Here is an 18,597-nt window from a genome sequence, read left to right as displayed (position 1 = left end):
ATGTTCGGGGCCATGCGCCTCACGCACTTCGGCCACTCGTGCCTGCTGGTGGAGACCGGCGCCGCCCGGGTGCTCGTGGACCCGGGCACGTTCAGCCACGGCTTCGAGGAGCTGGAGGACCTGGACGCGGTCGTCGTCACGCACGCCCACCCCGACCACGTCGACCTGGAGCGGCTGCCGACGCTGCTGGAGGCCAACGACGGCGTCCTGCTGCGGGCCGAGCCGTCGACGGCCGCCTCCCTCGCGGAGTCGGGCCTGCCCGCCGAACCCCTGCACCCCGGGGAGTCCGTCGCGTTCGCCGGTGCGCGGGTGGCGGCCGTCGGGGGGCGGCACGCCCTCATCCACGCCGACGTCGCCCGCATCGGCAACGTGGGGCTGCTGGTCTCGGCCGAGGGCGAGCCGACGCTGTTCCACCCCGGCGACGCCTACGAGGCCGTCCCCTCCGGCGTCGACGTCCTGGCCGTGCCGGTGAACGCGCCGTGGGCGGCGTCGAAGGAGACCGTGGACTTCGTGCGGGCCGTGGGCGCCCCCGTCGGGGTGCTCATCCACGACGGGCTGCTGTCCGCGCCGGGGCGGGCGGTGTACGGCGGGCACGTCCGCACCCTCGGCGGCCTGGACGTGCGCGAGTTCGAGGGCCCGCTGGAGCTCTGACCCGCGCCCCCGCCCCGGTGCGGCACACTCGTCCCGTGCCGAGCCTGTTGATCACCGGGGCCTCCGTCGCCACCGTCGACCCCGCCGGGACCGAGCACCGCACGGGGTTCGTCCTCGTGCGCGACGGTGTCGTCGCCGCCGTGGGCGCGGGCGACCCGCCCGCCGGGACCACCGCCGACCGCGTGGTCGACGCGCGCGGGCACCTGGTGACGCCGGGGTTCGTCAACACCCACCACCACCTCTACCAGTGGGCGACGCGGGGTTTCGCCGTCGACTCCGGCCTGTTCGACTGGCTCGTCACGCTGTACCCGGTCTGGGCCCGGCTCGACGCGACCGACGTCGAGGCCGCCGCCCGCGCCGGGCTGGCCCGGCTGGCCCTCAGCGGCTGCACGACGACCAGCGACCACCACTACCTGCACCCGCACGACGGCGGCGACCAGCTCGCCGCGACGGTCGGGGCCGCCGCGACGGTGGGGCTGCGGTTCTCCCCCACCCGCGGGTCGATGGACCTGGGGACCTCCGCGGGCGGGCTGCCGCCGGACTCGGTCGTGGAGACGGTCGACGTGGTCCTGGCCGCCACGGCCGACGCGGTGGCCCGCCACCACGACCCCTCCCCCGGTTCCATGGTCCGCGTCGGCGCCGCGCCCTGCTCGCCGTTCTCGGTCTCCCCGGACCTGCTGCGGCAGACGGCCGCGCAGGCCGCCGAGCTGGGCATCCGGCGGCACACCCACCTCGCCGAGACCGACGACGAGGAGGAGTTCTGCGCCCGCGTGTTCGGCCGGCGGCCCGTGGAGGTGCTCGAGGACCTGGGGTGGCTGGGCCCGGACGTGTGGCTGGCGCACTGCGTGCACCTGTCCGACGCGGACATCGCGACGCTGGCCCGCACGGGCAGCGCGGTGGCGCACTGCCCCAGCTCGAACGCGCGCCTCGGGGCCGGCGCGGCCCGCGCCCGCGACCTGCTGGACGCCGGGGTGCCGCTGGGCCTGGGGGTCGACGGCGCCGCCTCCAGCGAGCAGGGCAGCCTGGCCGACGAGCTGCGGCAGATGGTCTACACCGCGCGGCTGCGCGGGGGCCCGGCGGCCATGAGCGCCCGCGACGCGCTGCGGGCGGCCACGGCCGGCGGGGCCGCGGTGCTCGGCCGGGCCGGGGAGATCGGCTCGATCGAGGTCGGCAAGCGCGCCGACCTGGCCGTGTGGGACCTCACCGGGCTGGGGCACGCCGACCTCGACGACCCGGTCGTGGCGCTCGTCATCGGCCCCACGCCGCCGCTGGCGCTGTCGACCGTCGAGGGGCGCGTCGTCGTCGAGGACGGCGAGCTGCGCACGACGTCCGAGCAGCAGGCGGTCACCGACCTCGTCGCCGCCCGCCGGCGGGTCCTCGACCGGGCCTGACCGGAACCCGGCCCTCCGGGCGCGGGGGCCCCTCTCCCCGCGACCCGGCCCGGAGCGGCACCGCGGCGGCGGGCAGGATGGGCGCGTGCCCAGCAGCCCCGTCCTGTTCCTCGCCGTCCCCGCCGCCGACGGCACGACGACGTTCACCCCCGCGGACGCGCTCGCGCCGCAGCTGCGCGTCGACGACCTCGGCGCGACGCGCGGCGACGGCGTCTTCGAGTCCGTCGCCGTCGTCGGCGGCACGCCGCAGGGCCTGGCCCACCACCTCGACCGGTTCGCCCGCTCGGCCGCCCTGCTGGACCTGCCCGCGCCGGACACCGCGGCGTGGGCGGACGCGGTGCACCGGGCCGCGGCGGCCCACGAACCCCGCCCGGAGCTGCTCGCCAAGCTCGTCCTGACCCGCGGGGTGGAGGGCTCGGGGGTCCCCACGGGCTGGGTGCACGTGTTCCCCGGCGCCGACCACACCGAGCAGCGCACCGCGGGGATCGACGTCCTCGCCCTCGAACGGGCCTACCCCAGCGACGTCGTGGTCCGCGCCCCCTGGCTGCTGCAGGGCGCCAAGACGCTGTCCTACGCCCTGAACACGGCCGCCCTGCGGTACGCCCGCGCCCACGGCGCCCACGACGTCGTGTTCGTCTCCACCGACGGCGACGTCCTGGAGGGCCCGAACTCGACCGTGCTGGCCAGGTTCGCCGACCGCTGGGTGACGCCGCCGCCGGAGCTGGGGATCCTCGACGGCACGACGCAGGCCCGCGCGTTCGCGTGGGCGCGCGGCCGGGGCGACCGCACGGAGGTCGCCCGGCTCGGCGTCGACGACCTCAAGACCGCCGACGCCCTGTGGCTGTTGTCCAGCGGCCGGCTGTCCGCCCCGGTCCGCAGCCTCGACGGCGTCCCCCGTCCCACCGACGCCGCCCTGCAGGCCGAGCTGCTGCACCACCTGCTGACCGTGGCCGACTGACCGTCACCGCCGGGCGGGGAGGTCGCGGCCGTCAGAGGCCGTAGGTCTCCAGCAGCCGCAGCCACACCTCGCTGATCGTGGGGTAGCTCGGGACGGCGTGCCACAGCCGGTCCACCGGGACCTCGCCCACGACCGCGACCGTCGCGGAGTGCAGCAGCTCCGCGACGTCCTGCCCCACGAACGTCACCCCCACGACGACCCGCCGGTCCTCGTCGACGACCATGCGGGCCCTGCCCGTGTAGCCGTCGGCCACGAGGGAGGCGCCCGCGACGTCCCCGATCTCGTAGTCGACGACCTTCACGTCCAGCCCCGCCTCGCGCGCCTGCGCGGCCGTCAGCCCCACCTGCGCGACCTCGGGGTCGGTGAAGACGACCTGCGGGACGGCGCGGTGGTCGGCCGTGGCCGTGAACCTCGACCACGGCGGCGTCTGGACGGGGCCGGCGGCGCGGGCGGCGATGACGTCACCGACGACCCGGCCGCCGTACTTGCCCTGGTGGGTGAGCTTGGGCCGGCCCGAGACGTCACCGGCGGCGTACAGCCAGGAGCCGTCGACGCCCTCGACGAGCCCGGTGTCGTCGACGCTCAGCGCGCCGCCGTCCTCCAGCCCGACGGTCTCCAGCCCGATCCCGGAGGTGGCCGGGCGCCGGCCGGTGGCGACGAGGAACTCGTCGGCCTCCACGACGGACCCGTCGGACAGCTCGACCCGGACCGCGCCGTCGCGCGTGACGCGCGCCGGGGAGACGCCCCGGCGCACGTCGACGCCGTCGGCCCGCAGCGCCGCCTCGACCAGCTCACCGGCGAACTCCTCCTGCCCGCCGAGCAGCCCGCTGCGCGCCAGGAGGGTCACGGTCGAGCCGAGGCGGGCCCAGGCCTGGGCCAGCTCGACGGCGACGACGCCGCCGCCGAGGACGGCCAGCCGGCCCGGGACGGCCTTCGCGCTCGTCGCGTCCCGCGACGTCCACGGGCGGCTGCCGGCGAGCCCGGGCACGTCGGGCAGCACCGGCACCGACCCCGTGGCCAGCACGACGGCCTGCCGCGCGGTCAGCACGGTCGTCGTCCCGTCCGAGCCGGCGACCTCGACGCGGCGCGGCCCGGCCAGCCGGGCGATGCCGCGCACGAGGGTCAGCCCGGCCGACTCCAGCCACTGCACCTGCGAGGCGTCGTCCCAGTCGCTGGTGAAGTACGTGCGGCGGGCCAGGACCCGCTCGGCGTCCAGGGGGCCGGTGACGGCCTCGGCGGCGCCGGGCAGCCGGCGGGCGGCGGCCAGCGCCTGCCCCGGGCGCAGCAGCGCCTTGCTGGGCATGCACGCCCAGTAGGAGCACTCGCCCCCGACGAGCTCCTTCTCCACCACGACGACGGACAGGCCGGTGCGGGCGGCGCGGTCGGCCACGTTCTCCCCGACCGGTCCGGCCCCGACGACGACGACGTCCACGACCTGCTCGGTCCCTCGCTCAGCGCTCACGACCCGGACGGTAGGGCCTGCGGCGGTGGTGCGGCGAGGGGGGCACGGGTGTGGTGTGATCGTCGGGTGGGTCGACGCACGGTGGAGTTCAACGCCTCTCCCCGCCCGACGCTGGGCGTGGAGTGGGAGATGGTCCTGGTGGACCGCGGTTCGCGCGACCTCGCGTCGCGGGCCTCGGAGGTGCTGGAGACCGTCGACCGGGAGGCCTCCCCCACCGGCCCGCGGATCACCAAGGAGCTGCTGCGCAACACGCTGGAGGCCGTGACGGGCGTCTGCGACACCGTCGCGGAGGTGGCCGAGGACCTGTCCGGGACGCTGTCGGCGATCCGCCGGGTGACCGACCCGCTGGGCCTGGACCTCATGTGCGCGGGCACCCACCCGTTCGCGCGCTGGGACGAGCAGCTCGTGACGCCCGACCCGCGGTACGCCGAGCTGCTGGAACGGACCCAGTGGTGGGGCCGGCAGATGCTCATCTGGGGCGTCCACGTCCACGTCGGCGTGAACTCGGTCCACAAGGTCCTGCCGATCCTCAACACCCTGCTCAACCACTACCCGCACCTGCAGGCCCTGTCGGCGAGCTCGCCGTACTGGACGGGTTTCGACACCGGGTACGCCAGCAACCGGGCGCTGATGTTCCAGCAGCTGCCCACGGCGGGGCTGCCGTTCCAGTTCGAGCGCTGGACCGAGTTCGAGGACTACGTCGACGACATGTTCGTCACGGGCGTCATCGACGGGCTGTCCGACGTCCGCTGGGACGTCCGCCCCTCCCCGCGGTTCGGGACCATCGAGGTCCGGGTGTGCGACGGGACCCCCACGATGCGGGAGCTGCGGGCGATGACGGCGCTGGTGCACTGCCTCGTCGTGCACCTCGACGACCGCCTGGAGGCGGGCGAGGAACTGCCGACGATGCCGCCGTGGCACGTGCAGGAGAACAAGTGGCGGGCCGCCCGCTACGGCCTGGACGCCGAGATCGTCGTCGACGCCCGCGGCCGCGAGCGGCTGGTCACCGACGACCTCGACGAGTGGCTGAACCGGCTCGAACCCGTCGCCCGGCGGCTGGACTGCGCCGACGACCTCGCGCTGGTCGCCGACGTCCCGCGCCGCGGGGCGAGCTACCAGCGACAGCGGGCGACGTTCGAGGCGGCGTGCGCGCGGGGCGAGGCCGACCCCCTGCACCACGTCGTGGACGCGCTGGTGGCGGAACTGCGCGAGGGGTGAGCGGCCCTCCGCGGGACGGGGCCGTCGCGGGGGCGCCCGCGGGCGCGGTGCCGCGGTGACGCTGACCTCGCGGACGTTCGGCCTGCTGTCCGCCTTCACCCGCGAGAACCCCTCGATGCGGCTGGGGCAGCTGGCCGACGCCGCGGGCCTGCCCCTGACCACGACGCACCGGATCGTGGCGGACCTGCTCGCCTGCGGGGCCCTGGAGCGCGACGCGTCGGGTTCCCTGCACGTCGGGCTGCGGCTGTGGGAGATCGGGTCCCTCGCCCCGCGCGGCCACACCCTGCGCGAGGTCGCGCTGCCGTTCCTGGAGGACCTCTACGTCGCGACCCGCGAGAACGTCCAGCTCGCGGTCCGGGAGGGGCTGGAGAGCGTGTTCGTCGAGCGCCTCACCGGCCGCGAGGCCGTGACGGTGATGACCCGGGTCGGCGCGCGGTTCCCGCTGCCCTCCACCGGTGTCGGGCGGGCCCTGCTGGCCCACGCCCCTGCCGACGTGCAGGAGCAGGCCCTGGCGCAGCCGGTGCGGCGCTGGACGGAGCGCACCGAGACCGACCCTGCGCGGCTGCGCGCCGTGCTGGCCGAGGTGCACCGCACGGGCGTGGCGATCAGCGACCGGGAGGTGACCGACGACGCCGTGTCCGTCGCCGCGCCCGTGCGCGGGCCCGGCAGGGAGGTGGTGGCGGCGGTCTCCCTCGTCGTGCGGTCCGGCACGGCCTCCACCGCCGCCCTCGTGCCGGCGGTCCGCGCGGCGGCGCTGGGCGTCTCCCGCAGCCTGGGCGCGCCACCTTCCGCTGGCCGGAAGAACGGGTGGCGCGCGACGGCGGTCCCGGACCACCCTCACCCGACCCGCGCGAGGACGCGACGGGCCGCCGAGAGCACGTCGGGAGAACCACCGTGACCGAACTGGACGCCCCGGGCCGGGTGGCCGCCAAGATCTTCCCGCACCCCCTGAACGCCTGGTACGCCGCGGCGTGGGACCACGAGGTCACCGCGAAGGCGCCGATGGCGCGCACCGTGGCCGGCCGGCCGCTGGCCCTGTACCGCACGCAGGACGGGCGCCCCGTCGCCCTCGACGACGCGTGCTGGCACCGGCTGGCCCCGCTGTCGATGGGCACGCTCGTCGGACGCGACGGCATCCAGTGCCCGTACCACGGCCTGCAGTACAACTCCGCCGGACGGTGCACGGGGATGCCCGCTCAGCGCACCGTGAACCCCAGCGCGCTCGTGACGTCCTACCCCGTCGTCGAGCGGTACCGGTACGTGTGGGTCTGGCCCGGGGACCCGTTGCTGGCCGACGCCTCGGCCGTGCCGGACATGCACCAGATGGACTCCCCCGAGTGGGCCGGGGACGGCCTGACCATCGAGGCCCCCTGCAACTACCAGCTCGTCCTGGACAACCTCATGGACCTGACCCACGAGGAGTTCGTCCACGGTTCCAGTCTCGGGCAGGCCGAGCTCAGCGAGAGCGAGTTCACCACCCGGCTGGAGGACGACGGCAGCGTCACGGTCACCCGGTGGATGCACGACGTCGAACCCCCGCCGTTCTGGCTGAAGAACATGCGCGACCGGTTCCCGGGGTTCTCCGGCCGCGTCGACCGGTGGCAGGTCATCCACTACTACGCGCCGTCGACGATCTGCATCGACGTCGGGGTGGCCGAGGCCGGCACCGGTGCCCCCGAGGGCGACCGCTCCCGCGGCGTCAACGGGTACGTGATGAACACCGTCACCCCCGAGACCGACACGACCTCGCACTACTTCTGGGCGTTCATGCGCAACTACCGCCTGGACAGCCAGCTCATCACGACCCAGCTGCGCGAGGGCGTCCGCGGGGTGTTCGCCGAGGACGAGGCGATGCTGGTCGCCCAGCAGCGGGCGATCGACGCCCACCCCGACAAGGTGTTCTACAGCCTCAGCGTCGACGCCGGCGGCATGTGGGTGCGCCGCCTGCTGGACCGGATGCTCGCCGCGGAGGGGCGCGCCGTGCCCGCCTCCGGCGCCCCGGTGCCTCGGTGAACGGCGGGGTGACCGGCGGGGTGACCGGGCGCTGGGTGACCGGCGGGGTGACCGGGCGCTGGGTGACCGCGCGGGTGGTGGAGACCGCGGACGTCGCGGTCGGCGCGCGGCGCGTCGTGCTGGAACTGCCCGGGCCGACCCGGCGCGCGGACCCGGGCAGCCACCTGGACGTGCGCGTCCCGGTGGCGGGGCGCACGGAGGTGCGGTCCTACTCCGTCGTGGACGGTTCGGCCGACGGCCGGCGGCTGGCCCTGACGGTGCTGCGCTCGGCCACGAGCCGCGGCGGTTCGGCGCACCTGCACTCGCTGGCCCCCGGGGACCCCCTGGTCTGCACGGGCCCGCTGCAGAACTTCCCCCTGCGGACCGGGGCGGAGCGGTACCTGCTGCTGGCCGGGGGCGTGGGCATCACCGCGCTGGCGGCGGCGGCCCGCACCCTGGCCCGGCGCGGTGACGCCGTGGAACTGGTCTACGCGGGCCGCTCCCGCGACCGGATGCCCTACCTGCAGGACCTGGGCGCCGAGCTCGGGGACCGGCTGCGCGTCCACGTCTCCGACGAGGGCACCCGCCTCGACGTCGCCGCGCTGGTCCGGCGGATCGCCGCGGACGCCCCCGGGACCGAGGTCCACGCCTGCGGGCCGCTGGGACTGCTCGACGAGCTGCGCGCGGCGTGGGCGCGGGCGGGGCTGCCGCCGACGGCCCTGCGCTACGAGACCTTCGGCACCTCCGGCCGCCACGAGGCGCAGGCCTTCGAGGTGCGGGTCCCCCGCTGGGGCCTCACCACCCGGGTCGGGGCGGGCAGCACCGTCCTGGAGGCGCTGCAGGCCGCGGGCGCGGACCTCATGTACGACTGCCTCAAGGGCGAGTGCGGGTTGTGCGTCCTGCCCGTCCGCGCGACGGCCGGGACGCTGGACCACCGGGACGTGTTCCTCAGCGACGAGCAGAAGGCCGCGGGCGACCGCCTGTGCGTCTGCGTGTCCCGGGTCACCGCCGCGGACGGGTCGGGGGTCGTCACCCTGGACGTCCCCTGACCCGTGCGCGGGGCGGGTCGGGCCGGCGGGTCAGGCCAGCGCGTCGGCCAGGGTGGTCGACGAGAGACCGTGCGCCGCAGCGACTTCGGCGTTGACGAGCGAGCCGTCGTGGGTGGACAGACCCGCGGCCAGCGCGGCGTCGGCCGTCAGCGCCGCCTTCCAGCCGGAGTTCGCGAGCTTGGCGACGTACGGCAGGGTCGCGTTCGTCAGCGCGTAGGTGGAGGTGTGCGGGACGGCGCCGGGCATGTTCGCGACGCAGTAGAACACCGACCCGTGGACGGTGAACGTCGGGTCGTCGTGGGTCGTGGGGCGGGAGTCCTCGAAGCAGCCGCCCTGGTCGATGGCGATGTCGACGAGCACCGACCCCGGGCGCATCTGGGCGACGAGCTCGTTGCTCACCAGCTTCGGCGCCCTGGCCCCCGGGACGAGGACGGCGCCGATGACGAGGTCGGCCGAGCGGACCGCGCGGGCCAGTTCGTAGGAGTTCGAGACGATGGTGCGCACGGCGCCGCCGAAGCGGGCGTCGACCTCGCGCAGCTTGGGGATGGACAGGTCCAGCACGGTGACCTCGGCGCCCATGCCGAGGGCGATCTGCGCGGCGTTCTGCCCGGACACCCCGGCCCCGATGACGACGACGTCGGCGCCGCGGACACCGGGGACGCCGCCCATGAGGACCCCGCGGCCGCCGGCCGCGCGCATCAGGGAGTAGGCGCCGACCTGCGGCGCGAGCCGGCCGGCGACCTCGCTCATGGGGGCCAGCAGCGGCAGCGAGCGGTCGGGCAGCTGGACGGTCTCGTAGGCGATGGACGTCGTCCCGGCGGTGAGCAGGGCGTCGGTGCACTCGCGGGACGCGGCGAGGTGGAGGTAGGTGAACAGCACCTGGTCGCGGCGCAGCCGGTGGTGCTCGGAGGCGATCGGCTCCTTGACCTTCAGCAGCAGGTCCGCCGCGCCCCACACCTCCTCGACGTCGGACAGGACCTTGGCCCCGGCGGCCTCGTACTCCTGGTCGGGCAGGGAGCTGCCCAGCCCGGCGCCGGCCTGGACGAGGACCTCGTGGCCGTGGCCGACGAGCTCGTGGACACCGGCCGGCGTCAGCGCGACGCGGTACTCGCGGTTCTTGACCTCGGTGGGGACCCCGATGCGCATGGTGCTCACTCCTCCTCGTGCGTGTCCTCCGGTAGGTCCAGGGTGAACAGGCTTCGACCGGGCGACAAGCGGCCTGCAGAAGATTCGTGGCAGGCTTGGCTCGTGGAAGATGCTTCGAGCCGCACCCCGCCGGGAGGCGTCCAGCCGAAGAAGCTGCGACGGGTCGTGGACCCGGTCGACCGGGCGATCCTGCGCGTGCTGGCCGAGGACGCCCGCACCACGAACGCGGCGCTGGCGCAGCAGGTCGGGATCGCCCCCTCCACCTGCTTGCTGCGGGTCCGGGCGCTGCGCGAGTCCGGCGTCATCCGCGGCTTCCACGCCGACGTCGACCCCTCCGCGCTCGGGCTGGACCTGCAGGCGATGATCGCGGTCAAGCTCGCCGCCCACGCCCGCGGCAGCATGGGCCCGTTCGTGGCGCGGATGCGCCGGCAGCCGGAGGTGCTGGACGTCTACTTCGTCGCCGGGGCCGACGACTACCTGCTGCACGTCGCCGTCGAGAGCACCGCGGCCCTGCGCGACTTCGTGGCCGAGCACCTGTCGCAGGACCCGGACGTGGGGCTGACCGAGACCAGCCTGATCTTCGAGCACACCCGCGCCGCGGGCCGCTCCTGACCGCCCCCGCCCCTCCCTCGACCCTCCGGTGATCGATCAGCGCGGGGTCGAGGCGCTGGGGTCAGGGGGTGGTGGGTGGTGGGTCAGGCGCGGGAGGCGACGCACGCGCCGACCACGGGGGGTTCCAGCGGCCGCCCCACCAGGGGCGGCAGCTCCCCCGCCGGCGGGCAGACCGCGTCGGCGATGAGCAGGGCGTAGCGCCGCCAGGCGTCGGGGTGCTCGTCGCGGCTGCGGTCGGCGATGGAACCGATCATGGAGGTCACGGCCGCGACGTCGTCGCGCTCGAACCCCTGCCGCACGACGCCTTCGGCCTGCGCCCGCGCGACGACGCCGTCGATGACCGTCCACAGCCGTTCGCGCAGTTCCAGCGCCTCGGCGGTCTGCGGCGCCGCGCGCATGACGGCCGTGGACAGCGAGCGGTCGCTGGAGCGCAGCTCCATGGCCCCCAGCAGGTACTCGCGCAGGGCCTCGCGCCCGGTGGGCCGGGCGGCGGCCCGCTCGGCCAGTTCCAGGAGCGTCTCGTACTTGGCGGTCACGAGGCCGCCGAGCAGCGCGTCCTTGTCGGGGAACCGGCGGTACACCGTGCCGACCCCGACTCCGGCCTCCTCGGCGACGTCGTGGAGCGTGACGTCGAGGCCGCGCTCGGCGAAGAGCCTGCGGGCGGCGTCGACGATGAGCGCCCGGTTGCGGACGGCGTCGGCTCGCAGGGGACGGGCGGCGGTCGTGCTCACCCCCTCAGGTTACCCGGCGCCGGGAACAAGTGGACACATCTCGTCCGTTTGCGTGTACGCTGGTGGAAGTGGACGTCAGACGTCCGCTTCAGCCGGCCCGTCGCTCCTGCCGGCACCCCGATCACCTGGAGAACTCCATGAGCTCCGACACCGCACGGACGAGTGTCCCGGCGCACGCCACCGTGCACCCCAAGCACGCCGCCCCCCGCGACCACCGCTGGCTGGTCCTCGCCGTCATCGGCATCGCCCAGCTCGCGGTCGTCCTGGACGCCACCATCGTCAACATCGCCCTGCCCTCGGCCCAGCGCGACCTGGGTTTCGCCGACGACCAGCGGCAGTGGATCGTCACGGCCTACTCCCTCGCCTTCGGCTCGCTGCTGCTGCTCGGCGGCCGCCTCGGGGACCTGTTCGGCCGCAAGAACACCTTCGTCGTCGGCCTCGTCGGTTTCGCCGCGGCCTCCGTCGCGGGCGGCCTGGCCGCGAACTTCGGCCAGCTCGTCGCGGCCCGCGCCGGCCAGGGCGTGTTCGGCGCGCTGCTCGCTCCGTCCGCCCTCGCCCTGCTGACCACGACCTTCACCGACCCCAAGGAGCGCGCCCGCGCGTTCGGCGTCTTCGGCGCCATCGCCGGGTCCGGCGCCGCCACCGGGGTCCTGCTCGGCGGGGTCCTCACCGAGTACACGACGTGGCGCTGGTGCCTGTACGTGAACGTCGTCTTCGCCGTCCTCGGCGTCACCGGCGCCCTGCTGCTCATGCCGAAACCCGTCCGCGGCCACCGCCCGCGGCTGGACCTGCTGGGTACCGCGACGATCACCCTGGGCCTCATCGGCATCGTCTACGGCTTCTCCTCCGCCGAGCGCGACGGCTGGGCCGACGCCACGACCATCGCCTGCCTCGCCGTCGGCGCGGCCCTGGTCGCCCTGTTCGTCCTCGTCGAGTCCCGCGCCGCCCACCCGCTGCTGCCGCTGCGCGTCGTCCGCGACCGCGACCGCGGCGGCGCCCTCGTCGCGATCGGCCTGGTCGGCGTCGCGATGTTCGGGATCTTCCTGTTCCTGACGTACTACCTGAACCAGACCCTGGGTTTCTCCTCGCTGGAGACCGGGCTGTCGTTCCTGCCCATGCCGTTGTCCATCATGACGGCGGCCACCCAGATCACCCCGCGGCTGCTGCCCCGCGTCGGGCCGAAGGTCCTGCTGCGGGCCGGTGGGCTGACCGCCACCGCCGGGATCCTGCTGTTCCTGCGCACCGACGTCGACAGCACCTGGGCCGGGACGGTCCTGCCCGCCCTCGTGGTCACCGGCCTCGGCATGGGGCTCATCGTCTCCTCGGCGATGAACACCGCGACCGCGGGCGTGGCCCGCGAGGACGCCGGCGCCGCCAGCGCCAGCGTCAACACGTTCCAGCAGGTCGGCGGTTCCATCGGCACGGCCCTGCTGTCCACGGTGTTCGCGAGCGCCGCCGCCCACCACGGCGGGAACCCCGCCGAGGCGGTGCTGCACGGCTACCACGTCGCCTTCACCGGCGGGGCGATCGCGGCGTTCCTCGTCGCGGTGGTCTCCGGCGGCATGGTGAACCGGCACGCGGTGCGGCAGGAACGCCTCGCGGCGGTCTCCGCCGTCCCGGCGCCCAGCGCGGCGCACTGACCGCGGCGACCCGCACCCACCCGGGGCCGGGGACCGACGGTCCCCGGCCCCGAGTGCAGGTGCGGGTCAGGAGAACGCGCGGGCGACGACGGGCAGCGCCACCGTCATCGCCAGGGCGTTGAGCACCATCGCCGCGCTCGACCAGCCGCCCGCCACGTCGGACTTCGCCAGCGCGCGCGACGTGCCGATGCCGTGGGCGGCCACCCCGATCGCGAAACCCCGCGCCCGCGGGTCCCGGACGCGGACCCGGTCCAGCAGCCACGGCCCGGCCGTGGCGCCCAGGACGCCCGAGACGAGCGTCAGCACGACCGCCAGCGTCGTGTTCGCCCCGATCGTCTCCCCCACCGTGAGCGCGACGGGGGTCGTGACCGACCGCGGCAGGGTCGTGAGGACGAGGTCGTCGGGGGCTCCCAGCGCCACGAGCGCGCCGACCGTCACGGTGACGCTGACCGCTCCCGTGACGACGAGCGTGAGGAGCACCGCGAGCCGGTCGGCCAGCAGCGCCCGCCCCGAGCGCAGCAGGGGCAGCGCGAGGGCGACCGTCGCGGGCCCCAGCAGCAGGGTCAGGACCGACACCGAGGCGAGGTACTCGGCGTAGGGGATCCGCAGGACCTCCAGCACGACCGCGACGACGACCATCGTCACGAGGACGGGCGCGAGCAGCGCCGGCCGGCCCAGCCGCCGGTGCAGCTCCCCGGCCCCCAGGTAGGCGGCCAGGGTGAGCGCCAGCCCGAAACCGGGGGCGTGGACGAGCGCGTTCACGCCCCCGGCCCGCGTCGCAGCAGCCGCTGCAGCAGCAGCCCGGCGACGACCAGACCGGCCGCGAAGGACCCCACGACCGCGAGCGCCAGCGGTGCGGCCTGCTGGACGAGCGTCGACAGCTGGGTCAGCGCCCCCACGCCGGGGGGGACGAAGAGGAGCTGCAGGTGCTTCAGCAGCGGTTCACCGGCGGGTTCGGCCCGCCGCGCGAACCCCGGGAACCGCGCCCCCACGCCGAGCAGCACGACGAGCCCCACGACGGCGCCCGGGACCGGCAGGTGCGTGAGGTCGACGAGGACCGTGCCGAGCAGCTGCAGCCCCAGCAGCAGCGCCAGCGCGGCCAGCACGGCCGGGACGTGGGCGGGCCAGCCGCGAGCGGACCGCGCCGGGCCCGCGGGGGCCGGTGGGGTCAGTCCCACCAGAACCCCCACGCCCGGTGCCCGACGAGGGCGGCGGCGTGCTCCCGCACACCGCCGGGGCCGAGCTGGGTCACCTCGCCGGGGCAGAACGCCAGGTGCTCGGCGGTGACGGGCAGGGCCTGCGGGAGCGAGGCCGGCGGGGCGGCGACGCTGACGTGCAGGGTGTCGAAACCCAGCGCGACGACGCGGACGCCGAAGCGGTCCTCCCAGCTGCGCAGCACGGCGGACAGGGTCGCGGGGGCGACGTCGCTGTTGACGGCGCCGAACCAGCCGATCGCGGCGAGGACGTCGGCACCCCGGTCGGCGGCGACGAGGCCGAGGTGGTGGTGGCCGCTGCGCGTGACGAGCTCGTCGGCGAACCGGGCCGCCGCCGCGAGCGGGTCCTCGACGGCCGGCAGGGCCGGTGAGAGCCCGGGCCAGGCGGGGCCGGGCCCGTCGGGGTGCTCCTCGTCGCCCTCGAGGGCCCCGGCGTGCTGCCCGGCGAGGAACGCCTCCACGTCGACGGGCACGACGTCGGCGGGGCCGGAGAACTCCCCCACGAGCCAGGGCCGTTCGAGGTCGTCCCGGTCCAGGCCCTCCAGCAGCACCGGCCACAGACCGGTGACCGGGTGCCGCCCGGCGTGGCGGGCCCAGTCACCGGGGGCGGCCGGTGCCTCGCCCACCCACAGCACCGGGCCCGCGCCGGGCATCCCCGCGGGGGCGACGAGGCGGCCGGGGGGCAGGTCGGGGACGGCGGCGAGGAGGTCGGGCGGCGGGAGGCGGGGCACGGGACCACCGTGCCAGGCCGGGGCGGCGCCGACCACGCCGGACGCCGCTCCCCCTCCTCCTCCCTCTCCTCCCCCGGTGATCAAGCACTTGTGGACAGGAGTGCTTGATCACCGAAGTGCTTGATCACCGAGGAGGTGGGGCGGGGAGCCGGGGTCAGCCGAACCCGGGGGGTGGGCGGTGGTGGCCGGTGGCCTGCTCGTAGTCGTGGGCCAGGGCCAGCAGCGCGGCGTCGGCGCCGGGCGGGGCGACGAGCTGCAGACCGACGGGCAGCCCCTCGGGGGTGGACCCGGCGGGCACCGTGACCGCGGGGAACCCGGTGTTCGCGGTGACCCCGCAGAACGCCGTCCCGGCCCGGTCCGGGGTGGCCGGTGCGGTCGCCGTGGGCATCGCCAGCGCGGCCAGGTCGTGCGCGGCGAAGAACTCCCCGAGCAGCCGCCGGCCCGTGTCCTGCGCCGCGACCGCCGCGTCGTAGGCCGGGTTGGGGACGTCGGGCAGCGCCAGCCAGGTCGCCAGGACGTCGGGGGGCACCGTCGAGCGGCCGTCGGCGACCACGTCGGACAGCGTCAGCCGGCCGTGCGGGGCGGTCAGCTCGGCCAGCCCGTCGGGCCAGCGGGCCGGGGTGGTGCCCAGGAACGCGTCGAGGCTCGCGCGCACGTCCAGCCACCCGCCGTCGGCGAGCCGCGCGGCGAACCCCGGGGTGAACGGGACCTCCACGACGTGCGCGCCCCGCGCGGCCAGGTCGCCCAGCGCCCGGTGGACCAGCGCGTCCACCGGCGCCGCCGCGGGCCCGGTGTGGGGTTCCCACGGGAACCAGCCGATCCGCTTGCCCCGCAACGCACCGGCGGGGAACGGCGGGGCCAGCGAGGGGTCCGCCGCGAGCACCGAGGCCAGCAGGGCGGCGTCGGCGACGGACGTCGCCAGGGGCCCCACGGCGTCCTGCCGGGGCGACAGGGGCACCACCCCGTCGAGCGGGACGGTGCCGCGCGTGGGCCGGAAACCCACCAGGCCCTGGTGGGCGGCGGGGCCCAGGACCGAGCCGCAGGAGTCGGTGCCCAGCCCGGCGGGGGCGAAGCCCGCCGCGACGGCCGCGGCCGTGCCGCCGCTGGACCCCGAGGTGCTGAGCCGCCGGTCGTGGGGGTTGCGGGCCAGGCCCCGCACCGAGGAGCGGGTGAACGTCCCGTGCCAGCTGAGCTCGGACAGGTTCGTCGTGGCCAGGACGAGGGCCCCGGCCCGGCGCAGCCGGCGCACCACGACGGCGGCGTCGCGCGGCCGGTAGGTGGCCAGGGCGGCGCTGCCCGCCGACGTCGGCAGGTCACCGGTGGCGATGTTGTCCTTCACGACCAGCGGCACCCCGTGCAGGGGGCCGCGGACGGTGCCGGCGGCCCGTTCGGCGTCGAGGCGGGCGGCGTGCCGCCCGGCGGCCGGGTCGACCGCGACGAGGGCCCGCAGGCCCGGTCCGGCGGCGGAGTCGTCGTCGTGGGCGGCGGCGCGGGCCAGGTGCTCGCGCACGAGGTCCACCGAACCCGCCCGGCCCGAGGCCAGGAGGGCCAGCTCGTCACCCACCCCCCGGCCGGGGTTCACCCGGGGGGCCGGGGCGGACGGGCGACGGTCGCGGTGCGGCCGGGTGGGCGTCACCCGGCGAAGGGCTGTCCCGTCAGCCGCTCGTAGGCGTCGACGTACCGCTCGCGGGTCTTCTCCACGACCTCGGCGGGCAGTTCCGGCGGGGGCTGGGAACCCGTCCGGTCCCAGCCGGAGGCCGGGGACGTCAGCCAGTCCCGGACGAACTGCTTGTCGAAGCTGGGCTGGGCGCGGCCCGGTTCCCAGCTCTCGGCGGGCCAGAACCGCGAGGAGTCGGGGGTGAGGACCTCGTCGCCGAGGACCGTGGCGCCGTCGGCGCGGCCGAACTCCAGCTTGGTGTCGGCCAGCACGATCCCGCGCTCGCGGGCGATCCGCTCGGCGCGCCGGTACACGGCCAGGGTCAGGTCGCGCAGCTCGGCGGCCGCCTGCGCGCCGACGGTGGCGGCGACGTGCGCGAAGGACACGTTCTCGTCGTGCTCGCCGACCTCGGCCTTGGTGGCGGGGGTGAAGATCGGCTCCTCCAGCCGGGAGCCGTCGACGAGCCCGGGCGGCAGCGGGACCCCGCACACGGCCTGGTCCCGCTGGTACTCCACGAGGCCGGAGCCGGTGAGGTAGCCGCGGGCGACGCACTCCACGGGGAACATCTCCAGCTCCCGGCACACCATGGCCCGCCCCGCGACGGCGGCGGGCACGTCGGTGGACAGGACGTGGTTCGGGACGATGTCGCGCAGCTGCTCGAACCACCACAGCGACAGGGCCGTCAGGACCGCGCCCTTGCCGGGGACGGTGGTCGACAGCACGTGGTCGTAGGCGGAGATGCGGTCGCTGGCGACGACGAGCACGGTCCCGTCCCGGCCGGTGGCCGGGACGTAGAGGTCGCGGACCTTGCCGGAGTAGGTGTGCGTCCAGCCGTCGAGCTCGGGGGCGCTCACGCGCGGGCCGCCGTCAGCGCGATGTCGCGGCGGAACCGGCCGCCGTCGAGGTCGACGAGCTCCACGGCCTCGTAGGCCGCGGCGCGGGCCGCGGCGAGGTCCTCGCCGACCCCCACCACGGACAGCACGCGCCCGCCGGAGCTGACAATGCCGGTGCCGTCGGGCGCGGGGGCGGTGCCGGCGTGCAGGACGCTGGCCCCGCCGACGGCCTCGGCCTCGGCCAGCCCGCGCAGCAGCCCGCCGGTGACGGGGGCCTCGGGGTAGCCGGGCGAGGCGAGGACCACGGTGACGGCCGCGTCGTCGCGCCAGCGCAGCGGCGGCTGCTCACCGAGCGCACCCGTGGCGCAGGCGTGCAGGACCGCCCCCAGCGGAGTGGCGAGCCGGGCGAGGACGACCTGGGTCTCGGGGTCGCCGAACCGGGCGTTGAACTCGATGACGCGGGTGCCGCGGGAGGTCAGCGCCAGGCCGCAGTACAGGACGCCGCTGAAGGGGGTGCCGCGCCGGGCCATCTCGTCGACGACGGGCTGGGCGATGCGCTCGACGACCTCGGCCGCCAGCCCCGGCGGGGCCCACGGCAGCGGGGAGTAGGCCCCCATGCCGCCCGTGTTGGGGCCCTCGTCGCCGTCGAGGGCGCGCTTGAAGTCCTGCGCGGGGGCCAGCGCCACGACGGACGTGCCGTCGGTGAGGCAGAAGACGCTGACCTCGGGGCCGTCGAGGAACTCCTCCACGACGACGGGGCCGTGCTCCAGGCACGTGCGGGCGTGGGCCAGGGCCGCCTCCCGGTCCGACGTCACGACGACGCCCTTGCCGGCGGCCAGGCCGTCGTCCTTGACGACGTGCGGGGCGCCGAACGCGTCGAGGGCCGCGGCGACCTCCTCCTCGGTGGTGCACAGGTGCGCCATGGCGGTGGGGACGGCCGCGGCGGCCATGACCTCCTTGGCGAAGGCCTTGGACCCCTCCAGCCGCGCGGCCTCGCCGGAGGGCCCGAAGACGGGGATCCCGGCGGCGCGGACGGCGTCGGCGACACCCGCCACGAGCGGGGCCTCCGGGCCGACGACGACGAGGTCGACGCCGAGCCGGGTCGCGAGCGCGGCGACGGCGTCGGGGTCGGTCGCCTCCACGGGCTCGGCGGGGGCCACGAGGGCGGTGCCGGCGTTGCCGGGGGCGACGACCACGCGGTTCACCCCCGGGTCGTCGAGCAGGGCACGCACGAGGGCGTGTTCGCGGGCACCGGAGCCGATGACGAGGACGTCCACGGGCACCGAGGGTAGAGGTTCGGAGTGGCTGCCCG

General features: G+C 76.1%; 18 protein-coding genes. 9 read left to right on the top strand and 9 right to left on the bottom strand.

Features of this window, described 5'->3' with window-relative positions; all coding sequences use genetic code 11:
- The first annotated feature begins 12 nt into the window (after positions 1–12).
- From BJ968_RS14260 to BJ968_RS14250, 3 genes are all read left to right on the top strand, one after another.
- Positions 13–651: an MBL fold metallo-hydrolase gene (locus BJ968_RS14260; RefSeq protein WP_179752907.1), complete on the top strand. Its 639-nt coding sequence runs from the start codon at positions 13–15 to the stop codon at positions 649–651.
- A 35-nt stretch (positions 652–686) separates the two neighbouring features.
- Complete coding sequence (locus tag BJ968_RS14255) at positions 687–2,042, top strand: 8-oxoguanine deaminase (RefSeq protein ID WP_179752905.1); 1,356 nt, start codon at positions 687–689, stop codon at positions 2,040–2,042.
- 85 nt (positions 2,043–2,127) lie between these two features.
- Entirely contained in the window at positions 2,128–3,000 is an 873-nt protein-coding gene (locus BJ968_RS14250) for an aminotransferase class IV (RefSeq protein WP_179752903.1), read from the top strand.
- Between the two features lie 31 nt (positions 3,001–3,031).
- Here BJ968_RS14250 and BJ968_RS25755 read toward each other — a convergent pair whose 3' ends face one another.
- Positions 3,032–4,462 (bottom strand): FAD-dependent oxidoreductase, encoded by a 1,431-nt coding sequence (locus tag BJ968_RS25755; RefSeq protein ID WP_179752901.1) that lies wholly within the window; start codon positions 4,460–4,462, stop codon positions 3,032–3,034.
- A gap of 66 nt (positions 4,463–4,528) precedes the next feature.
- Here BJ968_RS25755 and BJ968_RS14240 point away from each other — a divergent pair, with 66 nt between their 5' ends.
- The 4 genes from BJ968_RS14240 to BJ968_RS26705 are packed head-to-tail and all read left to right on the top strand — an operon-like array spanning position 4,529 to position 8,721.
- A complete protein-coding gene (locus tag BJ968_RS14240) occupies positions 4,529–5,680 on the top strand; it encodes a glutamate--cysteine ligase (protein ID WP_179752899.1) in 1,152 nt (383 codons plus the stop codon).
- A 55-nt stretch (positions 5,681–5,735) separates the two neighbouring features.
- Positions 5,736–6,578: an IclR family transcriptional regulator domain-containing protein gene (locus BJ968_RS14235; RefSeq protein ID WP_218885058.1), complete on the top strand. Its 843-nt coding sequence runs from the start codon at positions 5,736–5,738 to the stop codon at positions 6,576–6,578.
- Positions 6,575–7,693, top strand: a complete 1,119-nt coding sequence (locus BJ968_RS14230) for a Rieske 2Fe-2S domain-containing protein (protein ID WP_179752897.1) — start codon at positions 6,575–6,577, stop codon at positions 7,691–7,693. The genes BJ968_RS14235 and BJ968_RS14230 overlap by 4 nt, the downstream gene beginning before the upstream one ends.
- Entirely contained in the window at positions 7,690–8,721 is a 1,032-nt protein-coding gene (locus BJ968_RS26705) for a 2Fe-2S iron-sulfur cluster-binding protein (RefSeq protein ID WP_218885057.1), read from the top strand. The genes BJ968_RS14230 and BJ968_RS26705 overlap by 4 nt, the downstream gene beginning before the upstream one ends.
- 30 nt (positions 8,722–8,751) lie before the next feature.
- On the opposite strand, the gene ald is transcribed toward BJ968_RS26705, so the two are convergent.
- The gene (gene ald / locus BJ968_RS14220) at positions 8,752–9,867 is read right to left on the bottom strand and encodes an alanine dehydrogenase (protein ID WP_179756723.1); all 1,116 of its coding nucleotides are present in this window, start codon (positions 9,865–9,867) and stop codon (positions 8,752–8,754) included.
- A gap of 102 nt (positions 9,868–9,969) precedes the next feature.
- On the opposite strand from ald, the gene BJ968_RS14215 reads away from it, so the two are divergent.
- On the top strand, positions 9,970–10,479 hold the full coding sequence (locus BJ968_RS14215) for an Lrp/AsnC ligand binding domain-containing protein (RefSeq protein WP_179752895.1): 510 nt from the start codon (positions 9,970–9,972) through the stop codon (positions 10,477–10,479).
- An 83-nt stretch (positions 10,480–10,562) separates the two neighbouring features.
- Here the strand turns inward: BJ968_RS14215 and BJ968_RS14210 are convergent, their stop codons facing one another.
- Positions 10,563–11,210, bottom strand: coding sequence for a TetR family transcriptional regulator (locus BJ968_RS14210; protein ID WP_179752893.1), 648 nt, complete (start codon positions 11,208–11,210; stop codon positions 10,563–10,565).
- Between the two features lie 137 nt (positions 11,211–11,347).
- Between BJ968_RS14210 and BJ968_RS14205 the strand changes: the two genes are divergently transcribed.
- Complete coding sequence (locus BJ968_RS14205) at positions 11,348–12,850, top strand: MFS transporter (protein ID WP_179752891.1); 1,503 nt, start codon at positions 11,348–11,350, stop codon at positions 12,848–12,850.
- 66 nt (positions 12,851–12,916) lie between these two features.
- On the opposite strand, the gene BJ968_RS14200 is transcribed toward BJ968_RS14205, so the two are convergent.
- The 6 genes from BJ968_RS14200 to purD all read right to left on the bottom strand — a co-directional run bounded on the left by BJ968_RS14200 (position 12,917) and on the right by purD (position 18,562).
- A complete protein-coding gene (locus BJ968_RS14200) occupies positions 12,917–13,612 on the bottom strand; it encodes an LrgB family protein (protein ID WP_179752889.1) in 696 nt (231 codons plus the stop codon).
- The gene (locus BJ968_RS14195) at positions 13,609–14,028 is read right to left on the bottom strand and encodes a CidA/LrgA family protein (RefSeq protein ID WP_343078030.1); all 420 of its coding nucleotides are present in this window, start codon (positions 14,026–14,028) and stop codon (positions 13,609–13,611) included. Before BJ968_RS14195 ends, BJ968_RS14200 begins: the two co-directional genes overlap by 4 nt.
- Positions 14,019–14,795, bottom strand: coding sequence for a DUF4253 domain-containing protein (locus tag BJ968_RS14190; RefSeq protein ID WP_179752887.1), 777 nt, complete (start codon positions 14,793–14,795; stop codon positions 14,019–14,021). The genes BJ968_RS14195 and BJ968_RS14190 overlap by 10 nt, the downstream gene beginning before the upstream one ends.
- 154 nt (positions 14,796–14,949) lie before the next feature.
- Positions 14,950–16,359, bottom strand: coding sequence for an amidase (locus BJ968_RS14185; RefSeq protein WP_343078029.1), 1,410 nt, complete (start codon positions 16,357–16,359; stop codon positions 14,950–14,952).
- A 68-nt stretch (positions 16,360–16,427) separates the two neighbouring features.
- On the bottom strand, positions 16,428–17,306 hold the full coding sequence (locus BJ968_RS14180) for a phosphoribosylaminoimidazolesuccinocarboxamide synthase (RefSeq protein ID WP_179752883.1): 879 nt from the start codon (positions 17,304–17,306) through the stop codon (positions 16,428–16,430).
- A complete protein-coding gene (purD, locus tag BJ968_RS14175) occupies positions 17,303–18,562 on the bottom strand; it encodes a phosphoribosylamine--glycine ligase (RefSeq protein WP_179752881.1) in 1,260 nt (419 codons plus the stop codon). The genes BJ968_RS14180 and purD overlap by 4 nt, the downstream gene beginning before the upstream one ends.
- Positions 18,563–18,597: the final 35 nt, after the last annotated feature.

The sequence above is a fragment of the Kineococcus aurantiacus genome (assembly GCF_013409345.1).
Classification (GTDB): Bacteria; Actinomycetota; Actinomycetes; order Actinomycetales; family Kineococcaceae; genus Kineococcus; species Kineococcus aurantiacus.
This window is presented reverse-complemented; position numbering and strand designations above follow the sequence as displayed.